At 73.7% G+C, this 14130-nt stretch carries 8 protein-coding genes and 1 pseudogene; 5 read left to right on the top strand and 4 right to left on the bottom strand.

Translation table 11 applies throughout. From position 1 onward, the window contains the following. The first annotated feature begins 81 nt into the window (after positions 1–81). Positions 82–1881 (top strand): S9 family peptidase, encoded by a 1800-nt coding sequence (locus A6P39_RS20615; protein WP_199840917.1) that lies wholly within the window; start codon positions 82–84, stop codon positions 1879–1881. A 29-nt stretch (positions 1882–1910) separates the two neighbouring features. Here A6P39_RS20615 and A6P39_RS20610 read toward each other — a convergent pair whose 3' ends face one another. Continuing rightward, entirely contained in the window at positions 1911–3728 is a 1818-nt protein-coding gene (locus tag A6P39_RS20610) for an NAD-binding protein (protein ID WP_067051629.1), read from the bottom strand. A 168-nt stretch (positions 3729–3896) separates the two neighbouring features. On the opposite strand from A6P39_RS20610, the gene A6P39_RS20605 reads away from it, so the two are divergent. Further along, the gene (locus A6P39_RS20605; RefSeq protein WP_067051630.1) at positions 3897–4907 is read left to right on the top strand and encodes a permease; all 1011 of its coding nucleotides are present in this window, start codon (positions 3897–3899) and stop codon (positions 4905–4907) included. Beyond that, positions 4904–5698, top strand: a complete 795-nt coding sequence (locus tag A6P39_RS20600; protein ID WP_067051632.1) for a TIGR03943 family putative permease subunit — start codon at positions 4904–4906, stop codon at positions 5696–5698. The genes A6P39_RS20605 and A6P39_RS20600 overlap by 4 nt, the downstream gene beginning before the upstream one ends. Positions 5699–5791: 93 nt before the next feature. On the opposite strand, the gene A6P39_RS20595 is transcribed toward A6P39_RS20600, so the two are convergent. The 3 genes from A6P39_RS20595 to A6P39_RS20585 all read right to left on the bottom strand — a co-directional run bounded on the left by A6P39_RS20595 (position 5792) and on the right by A6P39_RS20585 (position 10218). After that, complete coding sequence (locus A6P39_RS20595) at positions 5792–7843, bottom strand: NAD(+) synthase (RefSeq protein ID WP_067051634.1); 2052 nt, start codon at positions 7841–7843, stop codon at positions 5792–5794. A gap of 75 nt (positions 7844–7918) precedes the next feature. Further along, complete coding sequence (locus A6P39_RS20590; protein WP_067051636.1) at positions 7919–8437, bottom strand: hypothetical protein; 519 nt, start codon at positions 8435–8437, stop codon at positions 7919–7921. Positions 8438–8640: 203 nt separating this feature from the next. Then, positions 8641–10218: a Na+/H+ antiporter gene (locus A6P39_RS20585; RefSeq protein ID WP_067051638.1), complete on the bottom strand. Its 1578-nt coding sequence runs from the start codon at positions 10216–10218 to the stop codon at positions 8641–8643. 263 nt (positions 10219–10481) lie between these two features. On the opposite strand from A6P39_RS20585, the pseudogene A6P39_RS45530 reads away from it, so the two are divergent. Both A6P39_RS45530 and A6P39_RS20575 read left to right on the top strand, forming a co-directional pair. After that, positions 10482–11594: pseudogene (locus tag A6P39_RS45530) on the top strand (universal stress protein); the annotation flags it as partial. Positions 11595–12282: 688 nt separating this feature from the next. Continuing rightward, positions 12283–14124, top strand: coding sequence for an APC family permease (locus A6P39_RS20575; RefSeq protein WP_067051640.1), 1842 nt, complete (start codon positions 12283–12285; stop codon positions 14122–14124). Positions 14125–14130: the final 6 nt, after the last annotated feature.

Raw genomic sequence — 14130 nt, 5'->3', positions numbered from 1 at the left:
TCCTAAAGTTATCCACAGGCTGCGGGCAGCGGCCACCCAATTGACGGCGCGGCCAGGCAGTATGGGCGCATGACTGGGGCCATGAGCGAGAACAGCACGCAGGACATGCCGGACTGGGAGAAGCGGTTCAGGGCGCCGCGGGTGTCGCTGCCCGACTGGGCGGAGGACGCACCGCACCGCTCCCTGTTCGTGTCGAACGCGACGGGGACGTACGAGCTGTACGTCTGGGACCGCGCGACGGGCGAGCAGCGCCAGGCGACGGACCGGCCGAACGGCACGACGGACGGCGTGCTCTCCCCGGACGGCGCCTGGATCTGGTGGTTCGACGACAAGGACGGCGACGAGTTCGGCATCTGGCGCCGCCAGTCCTTCGCGGGCGGCGAGGCGGAGCCCGCGGTCCCCGGCCTCGAGCCCTCCTACCCGGCCGGCCTGGCCCTGGCCCGCGACGGGCGCACGGCGGTCGTCGGCCGCTCCACGGACGAGGACGGCACGACGATCCACCTCGCCCGGCAGGGAGAGGACCCGGTCGAGATCTACCGGCACCGCGAGTCCGCGGGCGTCGGCGACCTCTCGCACGACGGCACCCTGATCGCCGTCGAGCACACCGAGCACGGCGACGCCATGCACGCGGCGCTGCGCGTGCTGCGCCCGGACGGCACGACGGTCGCCGAGCTGGACGACACCAAGGACGGCACCGAGGAGCTGGGCCTGGAGGTGCTCGGCTTCGCCCCCGTCGAGGGCGACACCCGCCTGCTCATCGGCCACCAGCGCCGCGGCCGCTGGGAGCCGCTGGTGTGGGACGTGGCCTCGGGCGAGGAGACCGACCTCGCCCTGGACCTGCCGGGCGACGTCGGCGCCGAGTGGTATCCGGACGGCTCGGCCCTCCTCGTGGCGCACAGCTTCGAGGCCCGCAGCGAGCTGTTCCGCTTCGACCTGGCGAACCACGAGCTGACCCGTATCCCCACCCCGCCCGGCACGGTCTCCGGTGCCACGGCCCGTCCCGACGGCAGCGTGGAGTACCTGTGGTCCTCGGCCGAGGAGCCGCCGGCCGTGCGCTCCACGTCCGGCGGGGTCGTCCTGGACCCGCCGGGTCTGGCGAGCCCGCCGTCGGTGGCGGTGGAGGACGCCTGGGTGGAGGGCCCCGGCGGCCGGATCCACGCCCTGGTCCAGAAGCCGGCGGGCGCGAGGGGCCCCCTCCCCACGGTCTTCGACCTGCACGGCGGTCCCACCTGGCACGACAGCGACTCCTTCGCCGCGGGCCCGGCCGCCTGGGTCGACCAGGGGTACGCGGTGGTCCGCGTCAACTACCGGGGCTCGACGGGGTACGGCCGCGCCTGGACGGACGCCCTGAAGCACCGTGTGGGCCTGATCGAGCTGGAGGATGTGGCGGCGGTCCGCGACTGGGCGGTGTCGTCCGGCCTCGCCGACCCCGGCCGCCTGGTCCTCACCGGCGCTTCCTGGGGCGGCTATCTCACCCTGCTCGGCATCGGCACCCAGCCCGACGCGTGGGCGGTGGGCATCGCGGTCGTGCCCGTCGCGGACTACGTCACCGCGTACCACGACGAGATGGAGGCCCTGAAGGCCATGGACCGCACCCTGCTGGGCGGCACCCCGGAGGAGGTCCCCGAGCGCTTCGAGGCGTCCTCCCCGCTGACCTACGTCGACCAGGTCAAGGCGCCGGTCTACATCTCGGCGGGTGTCAACGACCCCCGCTGCCCGATCCGCCAGATCGACACCTACGTCAAGCGCCTGGAGGCCCGCGGCGCGACCCACGAGGTCTACCGCTACGACGCGGGCCACGGCTCCCTGGTGGTGGACGAACGCATCAAACAGGTCCGCCTGGAGATGGACTTCGCGGCACGGCACCTGCCGCGGGCGTAGCCCTGCCGGGCCGGCGGGCGGGGCTGGGGTCAGCGCAGTTGCGCGAGGCCCCTGCGGGTGACGGCCACCACCACCCGGTCGCCCTTCTCCAGTACGTGGTCGGGTGCCGTGTCGGTGCGGCCCTCCAGGGCCAGGACGCGCCAGGAGCCGGCGCGGAAGGCCTCCCGCACCGTGCGGCCCTCCAGCTGGGGGTGCCCGGCCACGTCCACGGCGGCGAAGAGCAGGACCCTGCGGCCGACCGGGATCGCGCCCAGCACCTGCCGGCCGAGCATCGCCCCGGCGAAGGAGGGCGCGGCCAGATGGGTGACGCTGCGGCTGCGGGTCAGCGCCTGCGGGTAGGCGGCCCGCAGGGTCCGGTACACGGCGGTGGCGAAGTCGTCGTCGTACAGCCGCAGCACCACCCGCAGATCGGGCCGTACGGTGCGCGCGTACAGCACCGCCTCCAGGTTGGTGGTGTCGCCGCTGGTCACCGCGAGCAGCGCGTACGCCCGGTGGATCTTGGCGGCCTCCAGCACGCCTTCCTGGGTGACGTCGCCGAGCACCACCGGCACCCGCAGCCGCCGCGCGGTCGCCAGGCCCCGCGCCTCCGGGTCGGACTCCACGCACACCACGGGGACGTTCAGCTCACGCAGCCGGGTCAGCACCCGGGTGCCGATCTTGCCGAGACCGAGCAGCACCACATGTCCGCCGAGGCCGCGCGGCGGTTTGCGCAGGGCGGAGGTGGTGCGGAAGGTGCCGAGCGCCTCGAGCACGGCCGCCAGCAGTACCGGCAGCAGCAGCAGACCGACGAGCGCGGACAGGAGCTGCAGGATCTGCCGGCCCAGGGGCGCCGACTTGGCGGGATCGTCGATCGCGAACAGATCGAGGAGGGTGTAGTAGAAGGCACGCAGCGGATGGAGCCCGGGGGTGACCAGCCACAGGGCGACGGCGAGCGCGATCACGCAGACCACCACGCCCGCCAGCGACCACCGCAGCCGCCGGGAGAACAGCGAGGCGAACGACGGCACCCCGCCACGGCGGGACGCCGCCGACTCCCCGCCGCCCGCCGACGAGACCTGCTCCAGCACCACGGCCGGCCGCCCCGCGGCCTGCCGTACCTCGTCGTCGTCCGGCAGCAGCCGCGGCTCCTGCTCCCCGCCGCCCTCGGGATCCGCGCCGGACGGGGAGAGCAGGGCGAGTGTGCACAGCCCGCCGCCGCCCGCCTGCCGTTCCACGGCCCGCAGCAGCAGCTCCTCGGTCTGGACGACCTTGCTGGTGCCGGCGACGGCGGTGGCGGCGAGCGCGGGCGCGGCGGTGTCGGCGTCGGACAGCACCGTCGTGGACGCGTCCGTGCCGCCGTCGTCGTCGCCCGCCGCCAACGCGGCCGCCTGGTCGAGGAGTTCCTCGATGTGCTGGCCCAACCGGCGGTTGTAGAGCCTGAGGACGAGGCGGAGCCGCGGGTTGAGGCGACGGGCGGTCAGGGCGGCCCGGATGTTGGTCTCGTCGTCGTCGAAGACGAGGGCGAGCGCGGTGGCCCGTTCCACCCCGGCCTCGGCGAGCACGGCCTCGGAGAGGTCGGCGGCCTCCAACACCCGTGGGCCGTCGGTCCCGTTGGCGCCGCCGGAGGCGGTCGCGGCCGGCGTCGCCGCGCCGGTGCCGGTGCCGGTGCCCGACCGGCCGACCGCCGCGCTGACCACCCGGTCCACCCGGTCGAACAGTGCCGCCGACGCGGCCCGGGCCCGGCCGACCACCGGGGGCCGGGCGGTGCGCCCGTTCGGCGGTACCACGAGGGTGACCTGCTCGCCGTAGACTCCGCGCAACTCGGCGGCCAGCCGGTGCGCGAGTCCGTCGTCACCGCACACCACCATGTGCGCCGGCGGGGCACCCGGCCCCCCTTGATACGGAACGCTCGCCACGAGGGAAAAGAGTGCCCCAAGAAGGCGGGTGGTTCCAGGAACGGACTGAACACCCGTGCCCCGCCCCGCGTATCGACGGGGAGGGAGCGAGCCAGGACAGCCAGCCGGAGGTAACCGCCCGTGGCCATCACCGAAGACGCACCGCCCGGCGCGGAGGTCGGCACCGAGCCCGGTGCGGAGGGCCGGCGGCTCAGCTCCCCGCTCGTGCTCACGCTGACGCTGCTGCTCGCGGTGCTCGCCCAGTCCCCCATCCGCGGGCTGCTCGGCACCCCGCTGATGCAGAGCTGGATGACGGTGTTCGTCGCGGTGACCGTGCAGGCGCTGCCCTTCCTGGTGCTCGGGGTGCTGCTGTCGGCGGCGATCGCGGTGTTCGTGCCGCCGTCCTTCTTCGCCCGCGCCCTGCCGCGCCGCCCCGCCCTCGCCGTTCCCGTGGCCGGGGTCGCGGGGGCGATCCTGCCGGGCTGCGAGTGCGCGTCGGTGCCGGTGGCGGGCGCGCTGGTGCGCAGGGGCGTCACCCCGGCCGCGGCCCTCGCCTTCCTGCTCTCCGCCCCCGCGATCAACCCGATCGTGCTGACCGCCACCGCCGTCGCCTTCCCCCGGGACCCGGAGATGGTCCTCGGCCGGTTCGCCGGGAGCCTGCTGGTGGCGTGCGCGATGGGCTGGCTGTGGCAGCGGCTGGGCCGCACCGACTGGCTGCGCCCGCCGGTCCACGGCGCGCACGAGGGCGCGACGAAGGGGGAGGCGTTCTGGAACTCGGTGCGGCACGACACCGTGCACGCCGGCGGCTTCCTGGTGCTCGGCGCGATGGCGGCGGCCACGCTGAAGGCGGCGACCCCGGCGGAGTGGCTGCGTACGGCGGCCGGAAACCCGCTGGTCTCCGTCCTGGCCCTCGCCGTGCTGGCCGTGCTGCTGTCCATCTGCTCGGAGGCGGACGCGTTCGTCGCGGCCTCCCTCACCCAGTTCTCCCTGACGGCCAAGCTGGTGTTCCTGGTGGTGGGTCCGATGATCGACCTCAAGCTGTTCGCGATGCAGGCCGGCACCTTCGGCCGCGGCTTCGCCCTCCGTTTCGCCCCCGCCACCTTCGTGATGGCCGTCGCGGGCGCGGTCGTGACCGGGGCGGTGCTGCTGTGAACCGGCAGGCCCAGGCGGCGGTGATGTTCCTGCTCGGTGCCGCCCTGCTGCACGCGGGCGGCACCGACCTGTACCTGCGCTACGTCAAGGCGGGGCTGCAGCCCCTGCTGCTGGCCTCGGGCGTGGTGCTGATCGCGGCTGCGCTGGCGACCGTGTGGTACGAGCGCAAGCGCCACCGCTCCCGGACACACACCCACGCACACCCCGAGGGTCACCCCGACAGCCACTCCGAGGGTCACCCCGGGGGACACTCCGAGGATCACTCCGAGGCCCACGCCCACCCCGAGCCCCGTATCTCCTGGCTCCTGCTGCTCCCCCTCCTCGCGCTCATCCTCATCGCCCCGCCCGCCCTCGGCTCCTACAGCGCCCTGCGCTCGGGTACGGCGCTGCAGAAGCCGTACGGCCTCAGGGCGTTGCCCGGCGGCAGCGGTCCGGTCCCGCTGTCCGTGGTCGACTACGCCTCCCGTGCGGCCTACGGCCAGGGCCGCTCCCTCGGCGCACGGCCGGTCCGCGTCACCGGCTTCCTCGCGCTGGACGGCTCGGGCGCGCCCTACCTGGTGCGCATGGCCCTCAACTGCTGTGCCGCGGACGCCCAGCCGGTCAAGATCGCGCTGACCGGGCAGCTGCCGCCGGTGCTGCGGCCGGACGCCTGGCTCGAGGTCACCGGCACCTACACCCCCCGGCTGTCCCGCGACCCGGTCAACAACGGACCGATCCCCTATCTGAAGGTCACCTCGGCACGGCCGGTCCCGGTGCCGCACGACCCGTACGACGAGACCTGGAACAACTGAGCGCGCCCCCCTTTTCGGCACACGGCAGCCAAGAGCCCCGGCACTTTGCCGGATCCCGCACATGTGGCCCCGGCGGGAGTTCGACGACAGGACCTACCGCCCCGTGGGCTCCGTCAGGTCGAAGCGGTCCAGCTCCCGCAGCCATGCCTGGGCCGTGCCGTCCGACGGGGCCCGCCAGTCGCCGCGGGGCGAGAGCGCGCCGCCCGCCGAGACCTTCGGGCCGTTCGGCATCGCGGACCGCTTGAACTGGGAGAAGCCGAAGAACCGGCGGACGAAGACCTCCAGCCAGCGGCGGATCTGGGGCAGGTCGTACGAGCCGCGCTCGGCCTCCGGGAAGCCGGGCGGCCAGGCACCGGCCTCCTCGTCGTGCCAGGCGTGCCAGGCGAGGAAGGCGATCTTCGACGGGCGGAAGCCGTAGCGCAGCACGTGGTAGAGGGTGAAGTCGTGCAGCGCGTACGGGCCGATCTTCGACTCGGTGGACTGCATCTCCTCGCCCGGCACCAGCTCGGGGCTGATCTCCGTGTCGAGGATCGCGGCGAGGACCTTGCCGGTCTCGTCGTCGAACTGGCCGCTGCTGACGACCCACCGGATCAGGTGCTGGATCAGGGTCTTGGGCACGCCGGAGTTGACGTTGTAGTGGCTCATCTGGTCGCCGACGCCGTAGGTGCACCAGCCCAGTGCCAGTTCGGAGAGGTCGCCGGTGCCGAGCACGATGCCGCCGCGCTGGTTGGCCAGCCGGAACAGGTAGTCGGTGCGCAGGCCCGCCTGGACGTTCTCGAAGGTGACGTCGTACACCGGCTCGCCGGAGGCGAAGGGGTGGCCCATCTCCTTCAGCATCAGCCGCGCGGTCGGCGTGATGTCCAGCTCGGCCGCGGTGACGCCGAGGGCGCGCATCAGCTTGTGGGCGTTGTCCTTGGTGTGGTCGCTGGTGGCGAAGCCGGGCAGGGTGAAGGCCAGGATGTCGCTGCGCGGGCGGCCGGCGCGGTCCATCGCGCGGGCGGCGACGATCAGCGCGTGGGTGGAGTCGAGCCCGCCGGAGACGCCGATGACGACCTTGGGGCCACCGATCGACGCGAGGCGCTGCTGGAGCCCGGCGACCTGGATGTTGTACGCCTCGTAGCAGTCCAGGGCGAGCCGGTCGGCGTCGGCGGGCACGAACGGGAAGCGCTCCACGCGGCGGCGCAGGCCCAGGTCGGCGGTGGCCGGCGGGGCCAGCTCGAAGGAGACCGTGCGGAAGTCGCCGGTGCGGGCGGCGTGGGTGCGGCGGTTGTCGTCGAAGGTGCCCATCCGCTGCCGCTCCTGGCGCAGCAGGTCGAGGTCGACGTCGGCGACCGCGTACTGCTCGCCGAGCGGGAAGCGCTCGGTCTCGGCCAGCAGCACCCCGTTCTCGTAGATCAGGGTCTGCCCGTCCCAGGACAGGTCGGTGGTCGACTCGCCGAGACCGGCCGCCGCGTAGACGTAGGCGGCGTGGCAGCGCTCGGACGCCGAGCGGCACAGCAGCTTGCGGTCCTCGGCGCGGCCGACCGTGATCGGGCTGCCGGAGAGGTTGAGCAGGACGGTCGCGCCGGCCAGGGCGGCCTCCGCGCTGGGCGGCACCGGGACCCACATGTCCTCGCAGATCTCGGTGTGCAGCACGAGCCCGGGGACGTCCTGCGCGGCGAAGAGCAGGTCCACGCCGAAGGGGACCTCGGCGCCGCCGAGCCGAATCGTTCCGCCGCGCTCGTCGTCGCCGCCCGCGATCTGGCGGCGCTCGTAGAACTCGCGGTAGTTCGGCGGGTACGACTTCGGTACGACGCCCAGGATCCGGCCGCGGTGCACCAGCACCGCGCAGTTGTAGATCCGGCCGCGGTGGCGCAGCGGGGCGCCGACGGCCAGCACCGGCAGCAGGCCGGCGGACCCGGCGACCACGGTGGCGAGCGCCGACTCGACCTCGTCCAGCATGGCGTCCTGGAGCAGCAGGTCGTCGATCGCGTATCCGGACAGGCACAGCTCCGGGAACACGGCGACGGCCACGCCCTCCTCGGCGCACCGGCGCGCATGACGCAGGACGGAGGCGGCGTTGGCGGGCGGGTCGGCGATGACGGTGTGGCCGGTGCAGGCGGCGACACGCGCGAAGCCGTGCTGATAGATCGACCAGAAGCTCAACGGGACCTCTCTCACGGCTCCACGACGTTCCTACAAGGGAAGCCTACGGGGGCCGGGCGCGCAGGGCTGAGAGGGTCAGGAAAGGCCCGACGCGCGGAGCACCGCCCGGGCCGCCTCGCCGTCGATGCGGTGGCCCAGGCGGTCCAGGACGTCCGCGCCGTGGCGGAGCGTGCCGCGTGCCAGGGAGCGGCGTACGCCCGTGTCGAGTTCGTGCCAGAGCAGCGGGTTGGCGGCGAGCACCCGGGGGTCGAGTTCCAGCCGGTGGCCGTGGACGTCCCGCAGGACCAGGTGGGAGGAGACGCCGTCGTACTGCCGTACGGCCGTCAGCGCGTCCGTGTGGACGAGGCGCCGGCGCCAGGGGGTGCGCACCGCGAGCCAGCCGGGGCCCGCGCTCACCCGCTGCGGCAGCAGCACGACGCACACCGCGGCCGACAGGGCGGTCCAGAGCAGGGCGCGCGGCGCGGTCAGGGTGCCGGCGTCCCAGTCGACCAGGAAGGCCAGCGTGCCGAACAGCGCGGCGCAGCCCACCGCGAGCCGGACGCTGCCGTACCAGTGGCGGTCGCCGGCGGTGCCAGGCGTTCCGCTCCGTCGCATGCCATCGACGCTAGGCGCGTCCGGGGAGCCCGGCGAGCGCTGCTGACGCAGCCCTGACGCGGCGCGGCCCGATCCTGACGGAATCCTTACGCGCCCGCCCGCCGGGCGCCGAGCCGGTTGCGGCGTACGGCGGCTCCCCGCGAGGTCGGCGGAGGTCCGGCAGACGTGCGTCAGAGGTCCGGCAGACGTGCGTCAGCCGTGCGTCAGACGTCCGTCAGCCGTGCCTCCTCCAGATCCAGTGACCGCTGGAGCCGCCGCCGCGTGGTGTCGCTGATCCGGTGCTCGTCGTACAGCCGCTGCAGTTCCGTCGTCTCCACCGCTATCAGGTCCCGCCGCAGCTGCCGGTAGACGAGGTCGGCCGACTCGTGCGCCGTACCGTCCGCTCCGCCGCCCTCGGCGAGCCGGTCGCGGGCGTCCTCCAGGCGGGCGTTCAGGCCCCGGCGGAGCCGGTCCAGGACGACGTCGGACACGGCCTCCAGCTCGGCCAGCTCTTCGAGGCGGGCGAGGCCGGCGTGGGCCAGGCGGGCGCGGGCCCGGGCCTCCTCGCGGGCGGTGTGGGCGGGCTCCAGGGCGATGCCGGAGGCGCGGACGACCGGGGCCAGGGTGAAGCCCTGCACGACCAGCGTGACGACCACGACCGAGGTGGTCAGGACGAGCACCAGTGGCCGGCCCTCGAGCGCCGTGCCGTCCTTCATGACCTCGGGGATGGACAGCGCGGCGGCCAGCGGCATCACCCCCCGGGTGCCGGCCCAGGTCAGCACCACCGGGATCCGCCAGTTCAGCCGGCTGATCCCGCCCTTGCGCTGCACGACCGCCGACAGCGGTGCGAGCCACAGCAGCCGTACGGCGATCAGTGTGGCGGCGACGGCGAGGGCGTACAGCGGCCAGGCCCGGTCGCCGTGGGCCAGCGCCCGTACCTGCGAGGGCAGGGCCAGCCCTATGAGGCTGAACACCACGCTCTCCAGCAGGAACACGACCGTGCCGTAGACGGCGTGCAGCTGGAGCCTTATGCGGGCGTTGGTGAGGCGGTCGCCCCGGCCGCCGAGGATCACCCCGGCGACCACGCACGAGGTCACGCCGGAGGTGTGCGCGACCTCCGCCAGGAGGTAGGCGGCGTACGGGGTGACCAGCGCGGTCACCGTCTCCAGGACCGGGTCCTCGGTGCGGCGCCGGATCAGGGTGATCACCCCCGCGACCGCCGCGCCGATCACCGTGCCGCCGCCCGCGAGCAGGAAGAACTCACCGCCCGCGGAGTCCCAGTGGGCGGCGGCCGAGGCCACCGCGATGCCCGCCGCCACCCGGACCAGCACCAGTGAGGTCGCGTCGTTGAACAGGCTCTCCGCCTGCACGAGGACCTGCACCCGGGGCGGCAGCGCGAGCCGGCGGCCGAGCGCGGTGACGGCCACCGGGTCGGTGCTCGCCAGCACCGCGCCCAGCACGAACGCCATCTGCCAGGACAGCGGGCTCACGAACGCCGCCACCGCGCCGACGGCCGCCGCCGAGGCGAGCACCAGCCCGATCGCGAGGATCCCGACCGGTTTCCACACCGCGCGCAGCTCCCGCCAGGGCATTTCCTCGGCGCTCGCGTACAGCAGCGGGGGCAGCACGACGAGGCCGATGATCTGGGGGCTGACCGTGATCTGCGGGGTGCCGGGCAGCAGGGCCACGGCGAGACCGGCGACCACCAGCAGCGAGGGCGCCGGAATGCGCCACCGGCGGGCGAAGGTGGCGACCAGTGTGGCGAGGACCACGAGGGCGAGAACCGTACCGACGCTGCGCATGCCGTCCCCCGGGGATGCGGAAGGGGATTGCGGAAGCCGCTCCGGCCCCCGGCCGACCAGACTTCCCGGCACACCTGGCCTCACCTTATCCGGGCAGGCCCCGTCAAGACAGTGTCAAGGTCCCCGGGGTGCCCGCCAAGGAGGCGCTGACGAGCACGCGGGCCGCCCGGCGACGCGGCTTCCTTGGTGGGAGAACCTTCGAATCGGTCGAACCGCCGGATCAGTGAGCGGAGCGCGTCAGCGGCGATGAATGACGTACGGCGCTGAGTGACGTACGGCCCGGGCGGCTGAAGGTCTACCTCGGGGCGGCCCCGGGCGTCGGCAAGACCTACCGGATGCTCGACGAGGGGCGGCGCCGCGCCGCGCGTGGGGCGGACGTGGTGATCGGGTTCGCGGAGTGCCACGGGCGGCCGCACACCGAGGCGATGCTCGACGGCCTGGAGACGGTGGCCCGGGCGGCCTGCTCCTACCGGGGCGGGCAGTTCGAGGAGATGGACCTGGCCGCGGTGCTCCAGCGGCGTCCGCAGGTGGCGATCGTGGACGAGTTCGCGCACAGCAACATCCCCGGCGCCGGCCGCAACCCCAAGCGCTGGCAGGACATCGAGACCCTGCTCGACTCCGGGATCGACGTGATCACCGCGCTGAACATCCAGCATCTGGAGTCCCTGAACGACGTGGTCGAGAAGATCACCGGGGTGCCGCAGCACGAGACCGTGCCGGACGAGGTCGTCCGGCGCGCCTGGCAGATCGAGCTGGTCGACATGCCCCCGGAAGGGCTGCGCCGCCGCATGGCGCACGGCAACATCTACGCCCCGGAGAAGATCGACGCCGCGCTCGCCAACTACTTCCGGCCCGGCAATCTGACCGCGTTGCGGCAGCTGGCGCTGCTGTGGACGGCCGACCGGGTCGACGAGGCGTTGCAGGAGTACCGCACGCGGCACGGCATCGGGCGGGTCTGGGAGACCCGGGAGCGGGTGGTGGTCGCGCTGACCGGCGGCCCGGAGGGCGACACCCTCGTCCGGCGGGCCGCACGCATCGCCGACCGGTCCGCGGGCGGTGACCTGCTCGCCGTGCACGTGGCCCGCAGCGACGGGCTCGCGGCCGGCGGGGTCTCGCACGCCTTTCTGGCCCGGCAGCGCCGGCTGGTGGAGGACCTGGGCGGCAGCTACCACTCGGTCGTCGGCGACGACGTGGCCACCGCCCTGGTGGAGTTCGCCCGCGCCGAGAACGCCACCCAGCTCGTGCTCGGCACCAGCAGACGCGGCCGGCTGGCCCGCTTCCTGACCGGCCCCGGCACCGGCGAGACGGTCACCGAGCTGTCCGGAGACATCGACGTCCACCGCGTCACCCACGAACGCTCCGGCCCCGACACCCTGAACACTCTCCACGCCGTCTCCCTCTCCACCCGGGACGACAGGCGGTGCAGCGCGGTCTCGCCGCACAGCAGCAGCCCGTCGGACGCGGCCTGTCGGGCCCCCTCGGCGAGGCGGTGCCACAGCCGCGGCTCGCGGAGCAGGACCTCGGGGTCGATCTCGACCCGGCCGCCCAGCGCGTCCCGCAGCAGCAGTCGTTGGGAGACGCCGTCCAGGACGCGGACCGAGATCAACAGGTCGGTGCGGACCCGGTGTTCGCGGCCCAGCCGGCGCGACGCCAGCCAGTTCGGGCCGGCGGAGACGCGGGCGGGACACAGCACGGCGAACAGCAGGGCGCAGAGCGCCAGCCACAGCGCCGTACGCCACAGGGCGGCACGGCCGGTGGCCCAGTCGAGCAGGATCAGCAGGACGAGGGGCACGGCGGCGCAGCGGACGGCGCTCCACCACTCCCGTGCCCAGTTCCGGTCGTTCGCCGTCTCACCCGACGTCTCAGGGCGTGCCATACCGCTGACCGTACCGACCTGCGGCTACGGACCGCCGTTCGTTGACACGGCCCTGACGCGGACACGCGTCAAGGTCGCGTCAAGACGGACCGGTTGGGCGCGAAGATCCCGCAAGGACCGGTCGGCCGCGAACGGAAACGGACAGAACCTGGGTGCGCCCGCGCAGTAAGGATGTAAGGAGCACGCCCATGTCCGTCCTGACCACCGAGCAGCCGGATGCCGTTCCCGCCGGTGAGGAGCCGCCCGATACCGGGGAGCGGCACCGGCTCACCACCGTCACCGGGCTCGCCGCGCTCTCGCTGGACGCCATGGCGTCGGTGGCCTACGGCCCCGAGGCGATCGTGCTCGTCCTCGCCGCCGCCGGCGCGCACGGGCTGGGCTTCACCATGCCCGTCACGCTGGCCATCGCCGCCCTGCTCGCCGTGCTCGTGGCCTCCTACCGGCAGGTCATCGCGGCCTTCCCGGACGGCGGCGGGTCGTATGCCGTCGCGAAGACGCACCTGGGGGCGCGAACCAGTCTGGTCGCCGCCGCCTCGCTCGTCCTCGACTACGTCCTCAACGTCGCCGTCGCCGTCACCGCCGGTGTGGCCGCGCTGACCTCCGCCTTCCCGTCCCTGTACGCCGACCGGCTGTGGCTGTGCCTGGCCGTGCTCGTCCTGATCACGGGCGTCAATCTGCGCGGGATCGTGGAGTCCGCGAAGGCGTTCATCGTGCCGACCGTCGTCTTCGTCGGCTCGATCTTCGTCCTCATCGCCGTGGGTCTGTTCCGCTCCCACCCGGTGAGCACGGCGACGGCGGCCGGGCACGCCTCGGTCCTCGCCGACAACGCCTCCTCCGTGGGCGCGCTGCTTCTGCTGAAAGCCTTCGCTTCCGGGTGTGCCGCGCTGACCGGCGTGGAGGCCATCGCCAACGCCGTGCCCTCCTTCCGGGTGCCGCGCGTCCGGCGGGCGCAGCGGGCCGAGGTCGCGCTCGGCGCCGTACTCGGGCTCATGCTGGTCGGCCTGTCGGTGCTCATCGGCCGCTTCCACCTCCAGCCGGTGGCGGGGGTCACGGTCCTGGCCCAGCTCGCGGACGCCTCCCTCGGCCACAACTGGGCGTTCTACGTCATCCAGTTCGCGACGATGATCCTGCTGGCCCTGTCGGCGAACACCTCCTTCGGCGGGCTCCCGGTGCTGCTGAAGCTGCTCGCCCGGGACAACTACGCCCCGCACGTCTTCGCCCTGAAGGCCGACCGGCAGGTGCACCGGCACGGTGTCCTCGCGCTCGCCGTCGTCTCGGCCGCGCTGCTGGTGTTCTCCGGCGGCGACACCAACACCCTGGTGCCGATGTTCGCGATCGGCGTCTTCGTCGGCTTCACGGTCGCCCAGGTGGGCATGGTCCGGCACTGGCGGCTCGAGCGGAGCCCCGGCTGGCGCGGGAAGGCGCTGCTGAACGGCTTCGGGGCCGTGCTCACCGGCATCGCTACCGTCGTCGTCACGGCGAGCAAGTTCACCGAAGGTGCCTGGCTGATCGTGATCGCCCTGCCGCTGCTGGTTGCCGCCTTCGAGACCGTGCACCGCGCCTACGGCCGGATCGGCGAGCGGCTCGGCCTCGGCCGGATCCCGAGGGCCCCGCACCGCGACCGCTCGCTGGTGGTCGTGCCGGTGTCCACGCTGTCCCGGCTGACATCCGAGGCGCTGACCGCGGCCGCCTCCCTCGGTGACGAGGTCCGTGCGGTGACCGTGTGCTACCCGGACCCCGAGGACCGGGCCCAGCTGCACGCCCTGGAGCGCGCCTGGGCCGACTGGGACCCCGGGGTGGAGCTGGTACGGCTGTCCTGCGCCCGGCGTACCCTCGGCAAGCCCATCGCCGCCTACGTGCGTGACGTGGCCGCCGCCGAGCCGGGCACCCGGGTCACGGTGCTGATCCCGGAGGCCGAGCCGGAACGGTTGTGGCAGCGGCTGCTGCAGAACCAGCGGGGTGCCGTGGTCGCCCACACCGTGCGCCGGGAGACGGACGCGGTGATCTGCCGACTGCGGTTCCGGCTGTGATCACAG

It is taken from the genome of Streptomyces sp. FXJ1.172, from assembly GCF_001636945.3.
In the GTDB taxonomy this organism is placed as follows: Bacteria; Actinomycetota; Actinomycetes; order Streptomycetales; family Streptomycetaceae; genus Streptomyces.
The sequence above is the reverse complement of the archived record's forward strand: the minus strand, read 5'-3'. Positions and strand labels throughout refer to the sequence as shown.

Bases quoted from the DNA above. Each gene is read 5' to 3' on its own strand.
- A6P39_RS20615 (WP_199840917.1), top strand. From the start codon at position 82: ATGAGCGAGAACAGCACGCAGGACATGCCGGACTGGGAGAAGCGGTTC.
- A6P39_RS20610 (WP_067051629.1), bottom strand. From the start codon at position 3,728: ATGGTGGTGTGCGGTGACGACGGACTCGCGCACCGGCTGGCCGCCGAG.
- A6P39_RS20585 (WP_067051638.1), bottom strand. From the start codon at position 10,218: ATGCGCAGCGTCGGTACGGTTCTCGCCCTCGTGGTCCTCGCCACACTG.
- A6P39_RS20575 (WP_067051640.1), top strand. From the start codon at position 12,283: ATGTCCGTCCTGACCACCGAGCAGCCGGATGCCGTTCCCGCCGGTGAG.
- A6P39_RS20590 (WP_067051636.1), bottom strand. From the start codon at position 8,437: ATGCGACGGAGCGGAACGCCTGGCACCGCCGGCGACCGCCACTGGTAC.